Annotated in this window: 16 protein-coding genes; 12 read left to right on the top strand and 4 right to left on the bottom strand. The window is 68.3% G+C overall.

From position 1 onward, the window contains the following. Nucleotides 1-71: 71 nt before the first annotated feature. From AB1824_05650 to AB1824_05635, 4 genes are all read right to left on the bottom strand, one after another. Complete coding sequence (locus tag AB1824_05650) at nt 72-464, bottom strand: hypothetical protein (GenBank protein MEW5764443.1); 393 nt, start codon at nt 462-464, stop codon at nt 72-74. A 20-nt stretch (nt 465-484) separates the two neighbouring features. Beyond that, nucleotides 485-898, bottom strand: coding sequence for a hypothetical protein (locus AB1824_05645; GenBank protein ID MEW5764442.1), 414 nt, complete (start codon nt 896-898; stop codon nt 485-487). A gap of 8 nt (nt 899-906) precedes the next feature. Continuing rightward, complete coding sequence (locus AB1824_05640) at nt 907-1,716, bottom strand: 4Fe-4S binding protein (protein ID MEW5764441.1); 810 nt, start codon at nt 1,714-1,716, stop codon at nt 907-909. A gap of 67 nt (nt 1,717-1,783) precedes the next feature. Further along, the gene (locus tag AB1824_05635; GenBank protein MEW5764440.1) at nt 1,784-4,321 is read right to left on the bottom strand and encodes a TIGR03960 family B12-binding radical SAM protein; all 2,538 of its coding nucleotides are present in this window, start codon (nt 4,319-4,321) and stop codon (nt 1,784-1,786) included. A gap of 148 nt (nt 4,322-4,469) precedes the next feature. Between AB1824_05635 and AB1824_05630 the strand changes: the two genes are divergently transcribed. The 12 genes from AB1824_05630 (at nt 4,470) to AB1824_05575 (ending at nt 18,664) form a co-directional block, all read left to right on the top strand. Further along, nucleotides 4,470-5,774 carry a PLP-dependent transferase gene (locus AB1824_05630; GenBank protein MEW5764439.1) on the top strand — a complete coding sequence of 435 codons (1,305 nt, stop codon included), beginning with the start codon at nt 4,470-4,472 and terminating at the stop codon, nt 5,772-5,774. Nucleotides 5,775-6,271: 497 nt separating this feature from the next. Next, nucleotides 6,272-6,364 (top strand): potassium-transporting ATPase subunit F, encoded by a 93-nt coding sequence (locus AB1824_05625; GenBank protein MEW5764438.1) that lies wholly within the window; start codon nt 6,272-6,274, stop codon nt 6,362-6,364. After that, nucleotides 6,361-8,154: a potassium-transporting ATPase subunit KdpA gene (gene kdpA, locus AB1824_05620; protein ID MEW5764437.1), complete on the top strand. Its 1,794-nt coding sequence runs from the start codon at nt 6,361-6,363 to the stop codon at nt 8,152-8,154. Before AB1824_05625 ends, kdpA begins: the two co-directional genes overlap by 4 nt. A 22-nt stretch (nt 8,155-8,176) precedes the next feature. Continuing rightward, nucleotides 8,177-10,249, top strand: coding sequence for a potassium-transporting ATPase subunit KdpB (kdpB, locus tag AB1824_05615; protein MEW5764436.1), 2,073 nt, complete (start codon nt 8,177-8,179; stop codon nt 10,247-10,249). 8 nt (nt 10,250-10,257) lie between these two features. Further along, nucleotides 10,258-10,869, top strand: a complete 612-nt coding sequence (gene kdpC / locus AB1824_05610; GenBank protein MEW5764435.1) for a potassium-transporting ATPase subunit KdpC — start codon at nt 10,258-10,260, stop codon at nt 10,867-10,869. 22 nt (nt 10,870-10,891) lie between these two features. Next, on the top strand, nt 10,892-13,576 hold the full coding sequence (locus AB1824_05605) for a sensor histidine kinase KdpD (GenBank protein ID MEW5764434.1): 2,685 nt from the start codon (nt 10,892-10,894) through the stop codon (nt 13,574-13,576). Beyond that, nucleotides 13,573-14,271 carry a response regulator gene (locus AB1824_05600; GenBank protein ID MEW5764433.1) on the top strand — a complete coding sequence of 233 codons (699 nt, stop codon included), beginning with the start codon at nt 13,573-13,575 and terminating at the stop codon, nt 14,269-14,271. The genes AB1824_05605 and AB1824_05600 overlap by 4 nt, the downstream gene beginning before the upstream one ends. A gap of 191 nt (nt 14,272-14,462) precedes the next feature. After that, nucleotides 14,463-15,785 (top strand): amidohydrolase family protein, encoded by a 1,323-nt coding sequence (locus AB1824_05595; protein MEW5764432.1) that lies wholly within the window; start codon nt 14,463-14,465, stop codon nt 15,783-15,785. Beyond that, nucleotides 15,782-16,582 carry a CheR family methyltransferase gene (locus AB1824_05590; protein ID MEW5764431.1) on the top strand — a complete coding sequence of 267 codons (801 nt, stop codon included), beginning with the start codon at nt 15,782-15,784 and terminating at the stop codon, nt 16,580-16,582. Before AB1824_05595 ends, AB1824_05590 begins: the two co-directional genes overlap by 4 nt. Next, nucleotides 16,579-17,817, top strand: coding sequence for a methyl-accepting chemotaxis protein (locus tag AB1824_05585; GenBank protein MEW5764430.1), 1,239 nt, complete (start codon nt 16,579-16,581; stop codon nt 17,815-17,817). The genes AB1824_05590 and AB1824_05585 overlap by 4 nt, the downstream gene beginning before the upstream one ends. A gap of 33 nt (nt 17,818-17,850) precedes the next feature. Beyond that, complete coding sequence (locus tag AB1824_05580; protein ID MEW5764429.1) at nt 17,851-18,306, top strand: chemotaxis protein CheW; 456 nt, start codon at nt 17,851-17,853, stop codon at nt 18,304-18,306. Continuing rightward, entirely contained in the window at nt 18,296-18,664 is a 369-nt protein-coding gene (locus tag AB1824_05575) for a response regulator (protein ID MEW5764428.1), read from the top strand. The genes AB1824_05580 and AB1824_05575 overlap by 11 nt, the downstream gene beginning before the upstream one ends. The last annotated feature ends 13 nt before the right edge of the window (nt 18,665-18,677 follow it).

Here is an 18,677-nt window from a genome sequence, read left to right as displayed (position 1 = left end):
CCCGGCGGACGCGACGAGGCGGCAGTCCCCGTCCTGGGGGCCGCCGCCTCCACAAAACCCTGGTGCTCGCGCTACTTTTTCTTGGAGGAGCAGGTGCTCCGGCTGGGGCACGCCCCGCAACCCGAGGCGGCCTTCGCTCCGCCTGGAGCGGCGACGACTTCCTTCAGCTTCGATTCGCCCGCGACGGCGTTCACCACCTTGGCGAGGACCTCGGGATTGGTCTTTCCGTGCTCGAAGGTCACGGAGAAAAGCCCCTGGTCCAGATCCGCCTTCGCCTTGACCACGCCCGGCTCCTTGGCGAGGGCCCCCGCCAGGTCCTTGACCACGGTACCCTGGGACAGCTTGGCCACTTCGAAGACCGCCGTCTCCTGACCGGCGGCGGGCGCCGGGTCGGCGGCGAGAACCGCCCCGGCCAACACGGCGGCACACAGGACCAGCACCCACACGCGCAGATTCGACCTCATGTGCAATCTCCCTCTACGGACTACGGTGCCCCGGAGGACGCACTCCCCGTCCCCACTGGAAGGGGCTTCCCGTCTATTTCTATCACGCGAAAGCGCCCGAACCAAATCTCCCCGGTGGCGGGGTCGAACTCGGGGCCCTCGAGGGCCTCCCGAATGGCCTGGGGGCCGGTCACGGATGGGTCGTAGGTCAGGCGGATCTCGTTTCGAGAGGCGAAGGCTTCGGCCCGCCCGAGGCCTTGCAGGCCATCGAGGTGCTCGAAAGCCTTCTCCGCGGTGTCGCGGCACTTCAGGCCTTCCACCCGGAAGGAAGACGTCCTGAGGGCGCTCCCCCCGCCCGCCGCAAAGTCCCTCGTCAGCGTGGGAACGGCGAAGAACCGGGCGGACCCAAGGCCCGCCAGGGCAAAGAGGACCACGAGGGCGGGCACGGCGGCCATGGGGACTCTCACGGCTTGAGCGCCTTCAACCGCAAGGTCAAGGTTTCGCCCGCCGGACAGGCGTCCGCGCAGGCCAGGCAGAGCGTGCATTCACCGGACCTCACCTCCCCCGCCGTGGAAACCAGAATGGCGTGGGGACAGGCCCGGTCGCAGGCCCGGCAGGAGGTGCAGGTCTCGGCGTCGCGCCTCAACCGCAGCCGGCCAACCGCCGAGAAGGGCCACAAGGCCAATCCGAGGGGACACAAGTACCGACACCAGGCCATGGGGACCGCCACCGCCGCCGCGAGGAGGACCGCCACGAGGAGGTAGCTCCACCCGCGCACGTCGTGGCCGTGGAAGCTGAAGAGCACGTAATAGGGGTCGTAGCCGCGGAACACCAGTTCCCCCGTCTTGTACGTGAAATAGAGGACGATGGCCAGGACCGGCAGCCGGAGCCAGCGGAGGACGCGGTCGGCGCTCCGCGGCGGCTCCAGAGCCCGGAGAGGAGCGCCGGACGCCTCCTTGCGGCCCGCTCGGAAGAGTCTCTCGCCGAGGAGGCCCAGCCATTCGGAGACGGTCCCCACGGGGCAGACCCACGCGCAGAAGGCCTTGCGCGCCACGAAGGTGAGCCCCAGAAGGGCCACGAACAAGGCCAGGTTCAGCTCCCCCGCCGCGCAGGTGAAGCGCTGGTTGGTGACGAAGGCGTAGGCCGTTTCGAGTCCGCCGAAGGGGCAGTACTTTTCCACGCTGCCCAGAAGCCACCCCCGGCTGTAGGCAAACCCGGCCCCCGCGGCCGCGGCCACCAGCGCCGCCTGAAAGAGGAACCTCGTCCGTCTCAATCCGGTCTCCCTTGGCCGGGGCCCCGCCCCCGCAAGGGTTTCAGGCTACCAGCCCGGCCCCTCGCTGTCAACGCTCCGCGCGCCCCTTCGACGCGGGTTGGGCGGGGGGCGGGGCGGGCCGGGGGGCGAAACGGAGACCCAACCGAACCAGGGAGAGGCGGTCCCGAAGCGGCTCGGGCGCGACGGCCTCCACCAGGTCCATGAAGCCCCCCTGGAGGAGCCGCACTTCGATGCGGCCCTCCTCCACCTCCAGACCCTGGACGCGGGCCCGAAGATCGAAGGTGCGGGTCTTTCCTTTCCCCTCCCGGGTGACGGGCCACGATTCGGATGCCCGGAAGGCCTCGGCTCTCCGCCGGACCTCGGCCCGCTCCGCCTCGTCCAGGCGGCCGAGCCCCACTTCATAGACCTGGAGGGCGAGTTCCGAGAGCGAAGGCGAGCCCTCCGGAACGGGAAACAGGCGCTCGGCGAGGATGCCGCTGGGGAGGGTGGCGGCGAGGCGCCCCAGGAAGAGCCCCCGGTCCCCCACGTGGGCCGTGAAGTCCATCCACTCCTCCCTCCCCTCCACGCCCAGAGGGAGGGGCGCGCACAACTCGATCTTGGGCATGGGGTGGTACCCCTGCGAATAGGCCAGGGCGGCTCCGGCGCGGCGCAGGGCCCGGACGAGGGCCTCCGTGAGGTCGAGGTGCCCCAGAAAAACGGAGGGCCCCTCCTTCCGGAACCGCAGCCGATGGCGGGCGGGCGCCGGTACCGGAGGACGGGGGACCGAGGCGGCCTCCTTTGGAAGCGCGCGGGCGAAGACGCTCGCGAGGCAGTCCTTGGCGAAGGGGGCGCAGCCGTGGCAGGCCTCGGGGCCGCAGGTCTCGGTGGTTTCCCCCGCCAGGGCTCTCTCCCGCTCCCGCCACAGGAAGGACCGCGTCACCCCGACGTCCACCACCTCCCACGGGAAGCGCTCCTCCCGGCCCCGCTCCCGGTGGAGGTATTCCTCCGGAGTCAGGCCCTTTCGGGAGAAGGCCTCCCTCCAGAGATCGGGCCGGAAGTGCTCGGTCCAGGAGTCGAGGCGGCACCCCAGCCCGGAAGCTTCTTCCAGGACGTCGGCCAGCCGGCGATCCCCGAGGGAGAAGGCCCCCTCCAGGAGGCTTCCCTCCACGTCGTGCCACCGGTATTGCGCGGGGCGGCGAAGGAGGGACTTGAGCCGGGCCTGCTTGTCTCGGAGCGAGTCCGGGCCTTCCATGGGGAACCACTGGAAGGGGGTGAAGGGCTTGGGCACGAAGGAGGAGGTGGAAATCGTCACCACGGGGTTTCGGCAGCCCGCATTCTTGGCCGCCCGGGCCGAAAGATCCGCCAGGCGTGCGATGGCGTCCACGTCTTCGGGCCGCTCCGTGGGGAGTCCGATCATGAAGTAGAGCTTGAGGACGCTCCACCCCGAGGAAAAGACCACCGTCACGGCGTTGACGAGGTCCTCCTCGGAGATCTTCTTGTTGATCACGGCCCTGAGGCGCTCGGTCCCGGCTTCGGGGGCGATGGTGAAGCCCGACTTCCGCCCCGCCGAGAGCGCCCCCACCAGTTCCCGCGTGAGACTGCTCACGCGCAGGCTGGGCATGGCGACGCCCACGCCCCGGTCGGCGGCCTCGGCGGCGATGGCTCGGGCCAGGCGCTCGATCCCCGCGTACTCCCCCGCGTTCAGGCTCAACAGCGTCACCTCGTTGAAGCCCGTGGATTCGAGCCCTCGCGCCACCGCGGCGCGAACCGCCCCGGCGTCCCGGTCCCGCTGGGGACGGTAGATGTACCCCGCCTGACAGAAGCGGCACCCGACGGCGCATCCCCTGGAAAGCTCCAGGCTGTACCGGTCGTGGACCACTTCGTGGTGGGGAACGATGACCTTGGAGGGGAAGGGGAAGGCGTCGATGTCCCTCAGGAGTCGGCGGCGGACGGGGAAGGGGGCTCCCTCCTCCGCCGGACCCGTCACCACCTCCATTCCCGTAGCCGGGTCGCGTTCCGTGCGGTAGAGCGCGGGAACGTACGTCCCCTCCACGGAGGCCAGGGCGCGCCACACGTCGCGGCGGGGACGTCCGCGGGTAGCCCGGACCGCCTCGCACAGGTCGAGGATCCCCTCCTCGCCGTCCCCCACGAAGAACCCGTCGAAAAAGGGGGCCAGAGGTTCCGGATTCACGGCGCAGGGTCCGCCGGCCACCACCACGGGATCTTCGGGGCCACGGTCGGCCGCCCTCAGGGGCACCCCCCCCAGGCGGAGCATGTGGAGGATGTTCGTGTACGTCAACTCGAACTGCAGCGTGAACCCGACCAGGTCGAAGGCTTTCAGCGGCCGGCCCGATTCGAGCCCGTAGAGGGGCAGACCGCGAGCCTCGAGGGCCTCCTGCATGTCGGGCATGGGCATGAAGACGCGCTCGGCCCAGACGTCCTCCCGCTCGTTCAGCACCCCGTAGAGGATCTTGAGGCCCAGGGTGCTCATGGCGATCTCGTAGACGTCCGGAAAGGCGAGCGCCACATGGAGCAGGCCTTCCCGCTCCGCCTTGACCGCCTGATTCACCTCGCCGCCCGTGTAGCGCGTGGGCTTGGCCACGGACCTCAAGAACCCCAGATCCACGATCCGTCCTTCCTTTCTTCCCGGACCTTCGGGCCCGGAAACAGCGCCCCAACATAGCACATTTTGCCCCACGCCCCGGCCCCGGAGGCGGAAAACCCTGGCGCGGTCCGCCGACTGGAGTAGAATGAGCGCCGAGGAGGGCACGGGGATGACCGCCCGGAAAGACAAGAAGCGCGCCTACCACAAGGAAACCCGCCTCATTCACGGGGATTTCCACTCGCCCCACTGGGACTACCGCGACCACATCGTCCCGCCCATTTCGGCCTCGGCCGCCTACCGGCTCGAGAGCGCCGAGCGCGGCGCCCAAGGGTTTCAGGCCTTCGCCAACCCGGAACTCAACCGCCACACCCAGCCGCCGATTTACATCTACGACCGCCTCGACGAACCCAGCCGCTCCATGCTCGAGGACAACCTGGCGGCCGCGGAGGAGGGGGAGTGCGCCGTCTGCTTCGCCACCGGGATGGGGGCCATCACGGCCAGTCTGGGCGTGCTCGCCAAGGCCGGCGACACGATCCTCGCCCACCGGACCATGTACGGTTGCACCTACTCCCTCATGGCCAACTGGCTTCCCCGCTTCGGCATCACCGCCAAATTCGTGGACATGAAGGACGTGGCGGCCCTCGAGCGCATGCTGACCGAGGACGTGGTCGCCGTCTATTTCGAGACCCCCAGCAACCCCATCCTCGAGATCGTGGACCTGGCCTCGATCCGCCAGGCCGTGGACCGGGCCAACGCCGCGAGAAACCCGAAGAAGCGGAAGATCTTCATCGTGGTGGACAACACCTTCGCCACGGCCTTCTGCCAGCGCCCCATCACTCTTGGCGCCGACGTCGTGGTGGCCTCCCTGACCAAGAACGTGGGCGGCTTCGGAACGGACATGGGCGGCGTCTGGGTCGGCCCCCGCCTGCTCGAGCCCGACGTTCTCCTTTTCCGCAAGGACTTCGGCGCGCCCCTCGCCCCCAAGGACGCCTGGCCGCCCCTCGTGTACGGGCTTCCGACCCTCGCCCTGAGGTCCCGCCAGCAGATCGAGACGGCCACCAAGGTGGCCCGCTACCTCGAAGGCCACCCGGCGGTCGCGAAGGTGCTCTATCCCGGTCTGCCGACGCACCCCCAGCACACCCTGGCCCGCAAGCAGATGCTCGACCCCGATGGGAACTTCGCCCCGGGCATCATGATCTACTTCATCCTCAAGGGGACCCCCGAGCAGGCCCGGGAAGCCGGCCGGAAGATGATGGACCACCTGGCCGATCACGCTCTCTCCGTGACCCTGGCGGTCTCCCTGGGACAGATCCGGACCCTCATCGAACACCCCGCCTCCATGACCCACGCTCCCCTTCCCGTGGAGGCGCAAGTGGCCGCGGGCCTGGACCCGGGAGGGATCCGCATCAGCATCGGCATCGAGCGCGCCGACGACATCATGGCCGACCTCGAGGAGGCCCTCTCGGTCCTTTAGCAGGCTCTTGCGAAACCCCTTGTGGGCCGCAAGGGCCTTTCCGCCGCCCGCTGGACAACTCCCGCCGGGCGCGAGTCCCCTCACGGCCCACCAGGCCGCGGTTCCAGGCCCTGCCCCGGCACGTCCTGCGGTCGCCCCGCCCTCGAGACCCGTTTCGACCCGGCCCTTCGCGGCGGATCCTCGCGTCTTGACCCTTTCTTGATGCGCGCGGCCCCCTTCTTTGCACCTCCTTGACGCATCCGGCCCCATGATCTGAGCGGATGCAAGGAGGAGAGCCCCGTGGACGCCGCGCTGATCGCCTTGAGCCTCGCCATTTTCTGCTTTTTCTGGTCCCTCATAGACCGGCTGGACAGACTGTAGGTCGAATCCATGGCAACCATAAAGACCATCGTTTCGTCCCTGATCGGCCTGCTGATCATCTACTCCCTGTACAGATGGGGAAAGAGGGGCTGGGAGGAATGGTCCCGCGAAGATCCCGGAGACAGGTGGGGTGACCTATGAATGGAATGCACGTCCTGGGAGCGGCGGCCGCTGCCGCTCTGCTCCTCTACCTCCTCTTCGCGCTGCTCAAGCCCGAGAAGCTCCAATGACCTCCTCAGGCCTGCTCCAGATTGCGCTCCTCATCGGCCTCCTCGTCGCCCTCGCAAAACCCTTTGGCGCCTACATGGCCCGAGTGTTCGAGGGGGGGCGCCCCGGCCCGGGCGGGTTGTTCGGACCCGTGGAGCGACTCCTCTACAGGGTCTGCCAAATCGACGCCAGGAGCGAAATGGGATGGAAAGACTATACGAAAAGCATGCTCCTCCTCCACCTCGTGGGCTTGCTGGCGCTCTACGGGCTCCAAAGGGCTCAGGCCTGGCTTCCCCTGAACCCGCTCCACCTGGGACCCGTTCCCCCGCAACTGGCCTTCAACACGGCCGTGAGTTTCGTTACGAACACGAACTGGCAGAACTACGCCGGAGAGCGCACGCTGAGCCACCTATCCCAGATGGCCGGTTTGACGGCCCAGAATTTTCTTTCGGCCGCTTCCGGAATGGCGGTCTTGGCGGCGCTCGTCCGCGGCATCGCGAGGCGGCACTCGGACACCATCGGCAATTTCTGGGTCGACGTCGTGAGAACCGTGCTCTATGTCCTCCTCCCGCTGTCCCTCGTCCTGGCGCCGGCGCTGGTTTCTCAGGGCGTCGTGCAGACCCTCCGCGGATCCGTCGTCCTCACTCCGCTCGAGGCCGCGGTGCCGACGAGCGGGGCGAACAACCCGGTTGACCCGCATCCCCCCGGATCGGAGCCGGGGTCCCAATCCCCGGAGATCGGGAAGGTGGTCCCACTCGGGCCCGTGGCTTCCCAGGTCGCCATCAAGAACCTCGGAACCAACGGCGGGGGGTTCTTCAACGCCAATGCGGCCCACCCCTTCGAGAACCCTACGCCGCTCTCCAACTTCCTGCAGATGCTGGCCATGGGGATCCTCGGGGCGGGACTCTGCCTGACCTTCGGGATCCAGGTTGGCGATCGACGCCAGGGATGGGCCGTCTTGACCGCCATGCTCGTCCTCCTCGTCCTCCCCATGCTCTTCTGTGTTCACCAGGAGCAGTCTGGGAATCCCCTCCTGATGCGGCTCGGGGCAGAGGCGGGCGCCGTCCCCATCTTGCCGGGCGAGAACATGGAGGGGAAGGAGGTCCGCTTCGGAGCATCCGGATCGGCCGCGTGGGCCTCCCTCACCACGGCCACTTCGTGCGGCGCCGTGAATTCCATGCACGATTCGTTCACGCCGCTTGGAGGCCTCGCTCCCCTGTTCCTCATGCAACTGGGCGAGGTGGCTCTGGGGGGAGTGGGTTCAGGGCTTTACGGCATGCTTCTCTACATCGTGGTAGCCGTCTTCGCCGCGGGCCTCCTGGTCGGGCGTTCCCCAGAGTACCTGGGCAAGAAGATCGAACCGTACGACATGAAGATGGCCTCTTTGGGAATCCTGGCCATGCCGCTCGTTGTGCTCATCGGGACGGCCGTGGCGAGCGTCACCGAGGCCGGGGCGGCGGGTCCATCGAATCCGGGCATCCATGGCTTCAGCGAGATCCTGTACGCCTTCTCCTCCTGCGGAAACAACAACGGCAGCGCCTTCGCGGGCCTGAACGGGGACACCCCCTTCTACAACCTGGCCCTCGCTCTGGCCATGCTTGCGGGTCGATTCCTCGTCATGATCCCGGTGCTCGCCCTCGCGGGCTCCCTGGCACGCAAGAAGGTCACGCCCGCAGGCCCGGGGACCCTTCCCACGGATTCACCGCTGTTCATCGCTTGGCTTCTCGCCGTCGTGGTCATCGTGGGCGGGCTCACGTTCTTTCCGGCTTTGGCCTTGGGGCCCATTGCGGAATACGTGACCCACTTCAAGTGATCGCGAGAGAGAAAGGACGCCGATGAGCCACTCCCGACGTCAAGCTCCCCTGTTCGATCCCCCCCTCCTCCGGCGGGCGCTGCTCGACTCGCTCCTGAAGCTGTCTCCGGGCCGAATGGCAAGGAACCCGGTGATGTTCGTGGTGGAAGCGGGGGCCGCCTTCGCCACACTGCTGGTGGTGCAGGCTGTGAGGGAACCCGGGGAAGCCACCCTGTCCTACGTTCTGGCCGTGGCCCTGGGCCTTTGGTTCACCGTCCTCTTCGCCAATTTCGCGGAAGGCCTGGCGGAAGGGCGGGGAAAGGCCCGAGCGGCCGCCCTCAGAAGATCGCGACGCCAGGTCCCTGCAAAGGTCCTGGCCGATGCGCGAAAAGGATCCCCGTACACGCTCACCACGTCCTCCAAACTCAAGAAGGGCGAGGCTTTTCTGGTTGAGGCGGGAGACGAGATCCCCTGCGACGGCCAGGTCGTCGAGGGAGTCGCCTCCGTGAACGAGGCGGTCATCACCGGCGAGAGCGCTCCCGTCATCCGCGAGGCCGGTGGCGACCGGGACGCGGTGACGGGCGGAACCCTAGTCCTTTCGGACTGGCTCGTCGTCCGGGTCACGGCGGACCCCGGGCAGACGTTTCTGGACAGGATGATCTCCCTCGTGGAGGGAGCCCGGCGTCAGAAGACACCCACGGAGATTGCCCTGGACATTCTCCTGGCCGCCATGAGCATCATCTTCCTGCTGGTCACCGTCACGCTCCTTCCCTTTTCCCTGTACGCCGCGCACTCGGCCGGGGCCGGAGCGGCGGTCCCGTTGGCCACCCTTCTCGCCCTCCTCGTGTGCCTCCTCCCGACGACCATCGGCGGACTTCTCTCGGCCATCGGCATCGCCGGAATGGACCGACTCATCCAAGCCAACGTGATCGCCCTTTCGGGAAGATCCGTCGAGGCCGCCGGGGACGTGGACGTCCTGCTCCTTGACAAGACCGGCACGATCACCCTCGGGAACCGGGAGGCCGTGGACCTCGTCCCCGCCGCCGGTGTTTCCGTGGCGGCCCTGGCCGACGCGGCCCAACTCGCCTCCCTCGCCGACGAGACCCCCGAAGGCCGAAGCATCGTCGTGTTGGCGAAGGAGCGGTTCGGCCTGCGTGGAAGAGACCTGCGCGCCCTGGGCGCCACTTTCATCCCCTTCAGCGCCCACACCCGCATGAGCGGGGTCGACCTGGACGGAAGGCAGATCCGCAAGGGGGCGGCGGACGCCGTGGAATCCCACGTGGTGGCGCTGGGCGGGGCGATGCCAGAGGATGTGCGGAGAGCCGTGGATCGTGTGGCCCGGGAAGGCGGAACTCCCCTCGTGGTCTCGGACGGGCCGACGGTGCTGGGCGTCGTTCAGCTGAAGGACATCGTCAAGGGCGGGATCCGGGAGCGATTCATGGAGTTCCGGCGCATCGGAATCCACACGGTGATGATCACGGGGGACAATCCTCTGACCGCGGCCGCCATCGCCGCCGAGGCCGGAGTGGACGACTTCCTCCCCGAAGCGACGCCGGAGACCAAGCTCTCCCTCATCCGGGATCTCCAATCCAAGGGCCACATGGTGGCCATGACCGGAGACGGTACGAACGACGCCCCGGCGCTGGCCCAGGCGGACGTGGCCGTGGCCATGAACTCGGGAACCCAGGCCGCCAAGGAGGCGGGAAACATGGTGGACCTGGATTCAAACCCTACCAAGCTCCTGGAAATCGTGTCCATCGGCAAGCAACTCTTGATGACCCGCGGGGCGCTCACCACCTTCTCCATCGCGAACGACCTCGCGAAGTACTTCGCCATCCTTCCCGCGGCCTTCGCCGCGACGTATCCAGGGCTTTCCGTCCTGAACATCATGCACCTGGCCACCCCCCGGAGCGCCGTGCTCTCGGCGGTGATCTTCAACGCCCTGATCATCGTGGCTCTCATCCCCCTGTCCTTGAGGGGGGTGCCCTACCGGCCGTCCACCGCCAAAGCACTCCTTGCGCGCAACCTCCTCCGATACGGAGTAGGCGGTTTGGTCCTTCCCTTTCCCTGCATCAAGCTCATCGACATGGCCCTCGCGGCCCTCCACCTGGCGTGAGGCGGCGAATGAACCGGAATGTGTTGTCTGCGGTGCTGACCGTCGGAGTTCTGACCCTCCTCACGGGAGTGGCCTACCCCCTGGCTGTAACGGGCCTGGCGGCCCTATTCTGCCCTGGCAGGGCTTCGGGGAGCCTCGTCTTCCGCGGGGGCCGCGCGGTCGGTTCGGCCCTGCTCGGACAGGATTTTTCGGACCCCGCGCACTTCTGGGGACGCGGCTCGGCGACCCGGCCCTTTCCGTGCAATCCCTCCCTCTCGACGGGTTCGAACCTCGGACCGGCGAACCCCGCCCTCCTGGAAGCCGTAGAAAGGCGACTCCATACCCTTCGGTCGGCCGACCCGGAGAACGCCTCGCCGGTCCCCGTGGACCTGGTCACGGCGTCGGCGAGCGGGCTCGATCCTCACATCAGCCCCGACGCCGCCTTCTACCAGGTCCGCCGGGTGGCGAAGGCCCGGGGAGCATCCGAGGAAGCGCTCCGCGCGCTGGTGGAGGCGCACATGGAGGGTCGGACCTGGGGCATTTTGGGGGAGCCCCGGGTGAACGTGATGGAGTTGAACCTGGCCCTGGACGAGCGATATCCCGGAGGGGCTCCGCCCCCACGTGGCATAATGGAGCCGTGATCGCCGGAAACGCGGAGGGAGCATGAACGACCGGCCCGACCCGGACGAACTCCTGGAACGGATCCAGTCCGACGAGGTCCGCTCCCGCTGCGGGCGCCTGAAGATCTTCTTCGGGTACGCCCCGGGAGTGGGTAAGACCTACGCCATGCTGGAAGCGGCCCGGGCCCGGCGGTCCGAAGGCGTAGATGTGGTCGCGGGGTGGGTAGAAACCCACGGGCGCAGAGAAACGGAGGCCCTTCTCGAGGGACTCGAGCGGCTCCCCCCAAGGGTCCTCAGCTACAAGGGCCGTGAACTGGAGGAGTTCGACCTGGAAGCCGCCCTGGACCGAAGGCCGGCGCTGATCCTGTTGGACGAGCTGGCCCACACCAACGCCCCCGGATCTCGCCACGCGAAGAGGTGGCAGGACGCCCGGGAACTGCTTTCCGCCGGTATCGGCGTCTACACGACGCTGAATGTTCAGCACCTCGAGAGTCTTCACGGGGTCGTGGCCCAGGTCACGGGAGTCTCCATCTCGGAGCGCGTTCCCGATACCGCGTTCGAGGAGGCCGACGAAGTCGAACTCGTGGACCTTACGGCGGACGATCTGATCCTCCGCCTGAAGGAGGGGAAGGTCTACTTTCCCCATTTGGCGGAACGGGCCCTGGAGAATTTCTTCCGGCCGGGCAACCTCATCGCCCTGAGGGAGATGGCCCTCCGAAAGACGGCGGACCGGGTGGACGTGCAGATGGAGCGCTACCGCAAGGACCACGCCGTCAGCGAGCCCTGGCCGGCCAAAGAGCGGATCCTGGTCTGCCTGGGGGCGAGCCCCTACGGTCAGCATCTGGTGAGATCGGCCCGGTCCCTGGCGGCGCGCCTCCGGGCGGATTGGATCGGCCTTTACGTGGAAACCCCTTCCCACGACCGGATGCTCCCGGCGGACCGGGAGCAGCTCCAGCGAACCCTCAGGCTGGTAGAGCAGCTCGGCGGAAAGGCCGTTACCCTTCCGGCTGAGAATACGGTCGAGGAGATCCTGTCCTTCGCCCGGTCCAGAAACGTCACCAAGATCCTTCTGGGAAAACCTCCGCGCGCCGGCTGGTGGAGGTTCTCCCGCGACAGGCTCGTGGACGACCTCATCCGGGGGAGCGAGGGCATGGACGTCTACATCATGGGAGGAACGGCCCACGAGCGGCTGGAAAGGCTACGTCGTTTCCGGCGTCCCGAGCGGCAGACCTGGAGACCCTACCTCAAGGCATCCGCCGTGGTTGCCCTCTCCGCCGTCGCCTCGGGCCTCCTCTCCCCGTTTGTGGAACCCACGAACCTCGCCATGGTCTTCCTGCTCGGCGTAATCCTCGTGGCCACGAGGCTTGGGGTGGGTCCTTCCGTCCTGGCCTCCGTACTGAGCGTGGCCCTTTTCGACTTTGTCTTCGTCCCTCCCCACCTGACGTTCCGTGTGAGCGATTCGCAGTACCTCATCACCTTCGCAGTCATGCTCGTGGTGGCCCTTCTTACCAGCAACCTGGCCGCCAGGGTCCGCCGTGAGGCGAGGAGGGCACGGGAGGCCCAACAGCGATCGGAGGCCATGGCCGAACTCACGATAGACCTGGCCCGGGCGAGAGACGCCAGGGCCGTGGCCGAAGTCGCCGTCCGGCACCTCTCGGACCGCTATGGCCTTCCCTCCGCCGTCTTCCTGCCGGGATCCGACCCTCCGCTCGAGACCGTCTCTTCCGACGAGGCGTCCTTCGCCTATCGGGCCAGCGAGCTGGCGGTAGCGAAATGGGTCCTCCAGCGAGGGCTCCCCGCCGGACAGGACACCGACACCCTTCCGGGAAGCGAGGCGCTTTACCTCCCGCTGAAGGCCTCCGGCGAGGTGTTGGGTGTCTTGGCAGCCAGATTGCCCCAGGACCGGGGCGAGGAACCCACAGAAATCCGTCACCGTCTCGAAGCCGCCGCGAATCAGGCGGCCCTCTCGCTCGAGAGGGCCCTTCTGGCGGAACGGGCCCGGAAGTCCCAAATGGACGCAGAGTCGGAGCGCCTTCGCAGCGACCTGCTCAGCTCGCTCTCCCACGACTTCCGGACCCCGCTGGCCTCCATCGTCGGAGCCTCCAGTTCCATCGCCGACGGGAACCTGGATCCAGAAGAGGTCCGGGAGCTGGCCCAGTCGGTCTATGACGAGTCCCTCCGCCTCAGCCGCTTCGTCGCCAATCTGCTGGACATGACACGCCTCCAAGCTGGATCCATGTCGCTGAACCGGGAACCTCAGCCCGTGGAGGAAGTGGTCGGGGCCGCGCTGGACCGGGTCAGGACCCGTCTGGAGGGAAGGGAGATCAAGCTGGATCTCCCTGAATCTCTGCCCATGGTTTCCATCGACGCCCGGCTCGTGGAGCACCTTTTCATCAACCTCCTTGAAAACGTGGTTCGGCACGCCCCGAGCGGTCCGGTGGAAATCCGGGCGACAGCCTCGGAAGGATGGGTGACCGTCACCGTGGCGGACCGGGGACCGGGGCTTCCCACGGGCGAGGAGTCTCACGTTTTCGAGAAGTTCTTCCGGGCCTCCGGGCACGCGGAGGGCGCGGGGCTCGGCCTCGCCATCTGCCGGGCTGTGGCCGAGGCGCACGGGGGAACGATCCGGGGCATCAACCGGCCCGGAGGCGGTGCGGCTTTCGTCGTCACCCTTCCCGTGGCGGGGCCGCCGGAACTCCTTCTCGGGCATCCGGGAGCCCCCCCATGAGCCCGGCCCTCCCTCTCGTCCTTCTGATCGAAGATGAGCCCGGGATAAGGCGGTTCCTCCGCGTCACCCTGTCAAGCAGCGGGTTTCGAGTGGTGGAGGCCGCCTGCGCGGAGGACGGGCTGAAAAAGGCCGCGGCGGAACGTCCGGACGTCGTGGTCCTCGATCTCGGACTTCCCGACCGGGACGGCATGGAGGTCATCCGGGACCTTCGGGAGTGGACGGCCGTTCCCATCCTGGTCCTCACCGCACGCGAATCGGAACGGGCCAAGGTGGAGGCGCTGGACGCGGGGGCCGACGATTATCTGACCAAACCCTTCGGGGCCCCCGAACTCCTGGCGCGCCTTCGGGTGGCCCTCCGGCACGCTTTACGCGCGAGCGGACCACAGGAGCCGGTCTTCACGACGGGAGATCTGCGCATCGACCTTGGAGCGAGGGTCGTCACCGTGGCGGGCCGGGAAGTCCATCTCACGCCCATCGAGTTCCGGCTCCTCGTCACCCTGGCGAAGCATGCGGGAAAAGTCCTTACCCACCGTCAGCTCCTGAATGCCGGATGGGGGCCGGAATACGACTTCCAGGCCCATTACCTCCGGGTCTACATGGCCCAGCTTCGCCGCAAGATCGAAGCCACCCCCGCCAATCCCCGATACCTGCGCACCGAACCCGGCGTGGGATACAGGCTCGTTTTCGAGGGCTGACGGGCCCGAAGGGCGACGCTTTGGGTTCGCCTCTGTGAAACGGGAACCCCCGCCGTTCGTTTTGGACAGGCGTGGGCTCAAACCCATATAATGGGCCTATGAATACTGCGTGGACTTTCGATCCAGCCGCGGGACGCTGGCAATCGCGCACCGTCGACCCGGCCCTTCGCGGCGCACTGGAGGTGGCGGGTTTGCACGGCGACACCGCGGTCTTCCCCCCGCTGTGGGACCACCACGGGCATCTTTTATGGCTGGGATCCCTCCTGGAGCAGACCGACCTGCGCGGCAGCGCCTCCGCCTTGGAGGCCGTGGAGCGGCTGGCGTCGGCCGCGGCGGAAATCGCCCCCGGCTCGTGGGTCCGGGGCTTCGGCTGGGACCAGAATCTCTGGGGCGGCGAGTTCCCGGACCGGGACCTCCTGGACCGTCGCCTGCCCGGCGTTCCGGTCCTCGCGAACCGGGTCGACGGCCACGCCGGGTGGGCGAGCACGGAGGCCCTGCGGAGGGCCGGGATCTCCGAGGACGCGGAGGATCCTGCAGGTGGAAGGTTCCTTCGCCGGGAAGGCCGCCTCACGGGGATCCTCCTGGACCGGGCCATGGAACCGGTGGAGGAAGCCGCCCGGGAGACGGGACGGGAGGTTCTCGAACGGCGTTTTCTCTCCGCCTGCAACCACCTGCGGTCCCTGGGCCTTTGCGGCGCCACCGACATGGGGCTGGAGCCCGAACACGCACAGATTCTCTCGGACCTGGACCGGTCGGGCCGCCTCCCCATCGCGGTGGTGGGATACCTCTGGGCCCGGGACGGCCGCCTTCCCTCCGCGGACCTGCCACCGGGCAAGGCGTTCCGGCTCGCGGGCCGGAAGTTCTTCACCGACGGCGCCCTCGGCAGCCGCGGGGCGGCCCTCTTCGAAGACTACTCGGATGCTCCGGGGGAGAGGGGCCATCTCCTCTGGGAGACGGGGGACCTCGGGGAGGCCCTCCGAAGGACCGCCGCCGACGGCATGGAGGCGGCCGTCCACGCCATCGGCGACCGGGCGCTGGACCAGGTCCTCGCGGCCGCGGAGGCGGCCCGGATGGGCCCCCTTCTGCGGGTCGAACACGCCCAGGTGGCCCCGGCCCGGTCCGTCCAGCGGATGGCGCGGCTGGGCCTGCGCGCGTCTCTTCAGCCCTGCCACCGGCTCTCGGACGCGGATTGGGCGCCGGCCCGCCTCGGCTCTCGCTCGGACGACGCCTACGCCCTGGCCCGGTTCCTTCGGGCCGGGATCCCCCTCCACCTCGGAACGGACTTTCCCATCGAGGAGCCCGACCCGGCGCGCACGCTCCTTGCGGCGCTCACCCACCGGGAAGGCGAGGCCCTCACCTGGAGCGAGGCCCTGTGGGCCTGCCGCCCCCCGGAAGGTCATGGCGGCTCGGGGCCCCTCCCCGCGGCGGCCCTCCCGACGGGAACGGATCCCCACGACCCCTCCTGGCTGCGGGGAGCCCGCTTCGCGGCCTTTCCGCGGGATGCGTCCCCATGAGCCCCCTCCCGGACGAGGACCTGCGCCGTTTGAGGGCATGGATCACACGCTCCTGGGGCCTGGCGGCCGGGGAGTACCGCGCCTCCTTCCTGGAGCGCCGGCTCGCTCCCAGGCTCCGGGCCACGGGGATCTCCTCCTTGCAGGCATACCTCGCCCACGCCGACGCCCACCCCGCCGAAGCCCGAGCCTTCCTCGGCAAGCTCCTGGTGCCGACCACGGAGTTCTTTCGCAATCCCGAGGTCTTCGACCGCCTCCAGTCGCTCCTTGCCGTCCGGGCTGGGCGCCCCGGATGGGAGACCCTCCGTCTCCTGAGCGCGCCCAGTTCCACGGGCGAAGAGACGTACAGCCTGGCGGCCCTCATGGAGGAGCGGGGCATTCGAGGCAGGATCCTCGCCGCCGACCGCTCGCGCGCCTCCCTGCGGACCCTGAGCCGGGGGGAGTATCCTCTCAGGACCCTCCGAACGTTGAACAGAGAGAGGTTCTCGCGCTATTTTAGGGCGGAGGAAGACGCGGTCTCGGTGGCGCCGGCCCTTCGGCGCAGGGTCGTGGCCGTCTGCGCCGACTTGACCCAGGGCCTTCCGGGCAGGGGGTTTCACGCGGTGGTCATGCGGAACCTGTTCATTTACCTGACGGAAGAGGCCCAGGCCCGCCTCCTGCGGGAGGTCCACGGGGCCCTCGTCCCGGGGGGCCTGCTCGTGCTGGGTAGGGTGGAGGCGCCCGCGCGCGCCTGTTCGGGTATGTTCGCCGTTCTGGACCGGGAGGCCCGTATTTACGAAAGGGCGGGGAGAGCCGAATGAAGCTGAAAATCGGTCTGGCCTTCATCATCATCGTGTTCGTTCCGCTGGTCTTCGGCATCTTCCTCGACACCATGACGGCCGTCGGCCAGTGGCAGGGCATGTGGCTCAAGATCTTCGCGGGCATTCTCGTGGCGGCCTTCTCCGCGCTGGTCGTGACGCGGTTCTTGACGCGCCGCCTGACGGACCTGGCCGAGGTGAGCCAGCGCCTGGCCGAGGGCGACCTCTCCCAGCAGGTCGCCTTCGAGGGTTCCGACGAGGTCGGGCTCCTGGCCCGGTCCCTCAAGACCGTCGTGACGAACCTCCGGGAGATCGTGCGGCAGGTCCAGGACAGCACGGCGCTCATGTACGACGCCGTTCAGAATCTCACCGTCTCCACGACCGAGGTCACGGCCTCCACGGCGGAGGTGGCGGGGAACATCCAGAACATCGCCAAGGGCGCCGAGACCCAGGTGGCCTCGGTGGAGCGCGCGGCGGAGGCCACCCAGCGTGTGGCCTCCTCGGCCCAGGCCATCGCGGAGAAGAGCCGCGCCGCCGAGGAGAGAGCCGTCACCTCCGCGGGCCGGGCCGCGGAAGGAGCGTCCGCGGCGGAAGAGGCCAACCACGCCATGGGCGACCTGCTCGTCCACGTGGAGAACTCGGGGGGCCAGGTCCGGACCTTCCAGCAGCACTCCATGGAAATCCAGAGTCTCGTGGAAGGGATCTCCACCCTGAGCCACCAGACCCACATCCTGGCCCTCAACGCCGCCATCGAGGCGGCTCGGGCCGGCGAAGCCGGCCGCGGTTTCGCGGTAGTGGCCGAGGAGGTGAGGCGCCTGGCGGAAAGCACGCGGGACCTGGCCGCCCAGATCGCCCGCCTGTCCCAGGACATCACGGGCAGGACCCAGGACGTCGTGCGGAGGATGGAGCAGATGCAGGAAACGTCCCTCCTGGCCCAGCGGCGGACCGGGGCCGTCGCCGAGTCCCTGGCGCGCATCACGGCCGAGGCCGCGGAGACCCGCGAGGCCGTCCGGGGCATCACCCTCGAGGCGGCGGAACAGGCCCGGGGGGCCGCATCCTTGAACACGGCCATGGAGGAGATCCAGGCCGTGGCGACGGACAACGCCGCGGGCACGCAGGAAGTCTCGGCGGCCACCGAGGAGACCACCGCCAGCATGGAGGAGATCAACCAGCAGGCGAAGGCGCTCCTGAACGAATCCAACCGCCTCCGATCCCTGGTGGAGCGGTTTCGGCTATAATCGGCACCGGGGCGGTCGATCCTGGAGGGTGATTTGGAGAGACTCATCGTGGCGCGCATCGGCCGTCGGTACGCGGGGTGGCTCACGGGCCACCTCTCCGACGTTCGCCCGATGCCGCCCGTCGCGCCCCTCCCCGAGCCCTATCCCCTCCTTCTCGGCACCGCCTTCTTGAGCGGGCGGCTGGTGACGGTGGTCGACACTTTCCCCCTCATGGGGGAACCGCCCGAAACCCCGGAGAACGGCCTCCTGCTCCGGCTCGCGCCCCCGCACGATCATATCGGGTTCCCACTTCCCGCCATCCAGTCCGTCCTGGACTATTCGGATCTCAGACTCCGGGAGGAGAGCGCCGAGGGGATCTGGGCGGGGCTGTATCCGTGGGAGGACGCATGGGTGAACGTGGTGAACCCTCCTGCCGTGGCCCGGGAACTGGCCCGATCCATGGCTTCCGCCATCCATCCTCACGTGCCGGGGAGAGACCATGCCTCATAGGGTCCTGATCGTCGACGACGCCATGTTCATGCGGGCCATGATCCGGGACATCCTGGTGAACTCCAACCGATACGAGGTCGTCGGGGAGGCTGCCAACGGGCAGGAGTGCGTCGAACTCTACGGAAAACTCCGGCCCGACCTGGTAACCATGGACATCGTCATGCCGCTGATGGACGGAATCGAGGCCACGCGGGAGATCCTGAAGGCGGACTCCCGGGCCCGGGTGGTCATGTGCTCGGCCCTGGGACAGGAGGCGCTGGTCATCGAGTCCATCGCGGCCGGCGCCAAGGACTTCATCGTCAAGCCCTTCTCGGCGGAGAAGGTGCTCAAGGTCCTGGACGCCGTCGTCTCCGCGTGACGGCGTTTCGGCC

The sequence above is a fragment of the Acidobacteriota bacterium genome, assembly GCA_040752915.1.
Taxonomy (GTDB): Bacteria; Acidobacteriota; UBA4820; order UBA4820; family DSQY01; genus JBFLVU01.
This window is presented reverse-complemented; position numbering and strand designations above follow the sequence as displayed.

What these genes read in the sequence shown, in the direction of transcription:
- AB1824_05650 (MEW5764443.1), bottom strand. Translation starts at nt 464, where the DNA reads ATGAGGTCGAATCTGCGCGTGTGGGTGCTGGTCCTGTGTGCCGCCGTG.
- AB1824_05645 (MEW5764442.1), bottom strand. Translation starts at nt 898, where the DNA reads ATGGCCGCCGTGCCCGCCCTCGTGGTCCTCTTTGCCCTGGCGGGCCTT.
- AB1824_05630 (MEW5764439.1), top strand. Translation starts at nt 4,470, where the DNA reads ATGACCGCCCGGAAAGACAAGAAGCGCGCCTACCACAAGGAAACCCGC.
- AB1824_05625 (MEW5764438.1), top strand. Translation starts at nt 6,272, where the DNA reads ATGAATGGAATGCACGTCCTGGGAGCGGCGGCCGCTGCCGCTCTGCTC.
- kdpA (MEW5764437.1), top strand. Translation starts at nt 6,361, where the DNA reads ATGACCTCCTCAGGCCTGCTCCAGATTGCGCTCCTCATCGGCCTCCTC.
- kdpB (MEW5764436.1), top strand. Translation starts at nt 8,177, where the DNA reads ATGAGCCACTCCCGACGTCAAGCTCCCCTGTTCGATCCCCCCCTCCTC.
- kdpC (MEW5764435.1), top strand. Translation starts at nt 10,258, where the DNA reads ATGAACCGGAATGTGTTGTCTGCGGTGCTGACCGTCGGAGTTCTGACC.
- AB1824_05605 (MEW5764434.1), top strand. Translation starts at nt 10,892, where the DNA reads ATGAACGACCGGCCCGACCCGGACGAACTCCTGGAACGGATCCAGTCC.
- AB1824_05600 (MEW5764433.1), top strand. Translation starts at nt 13,573, where the DNA reads ATGAGCCCGGCCCTCCCTCTCGTCCTTCTGATCGAAGATGAGCCCGGG.
- AB1824_05590 (MEW5764431.1), top strand. Translation starts at nt 15,782, where the DNA reads ATGAGCCCCCTCCCGGACGAGGACCTGCGCCGTTTGAGGGCATGGATC.
- AB1824_05585 (MEW5764430.1), top strand. Translation starts at nt 16,579, where the DNA reads ATGAAGCTGAAAATCGGTCTGGCCTTCATCATCATCGTGTTCGTTCCG.
- AB1824_05575 (MEW5764428.1), top strand. Translation starts at nt 18,296, where the DNA reads ATGCCTCATAGGGTCCTGATCGTCGACGACGCCATGTTCATGCGGGCC.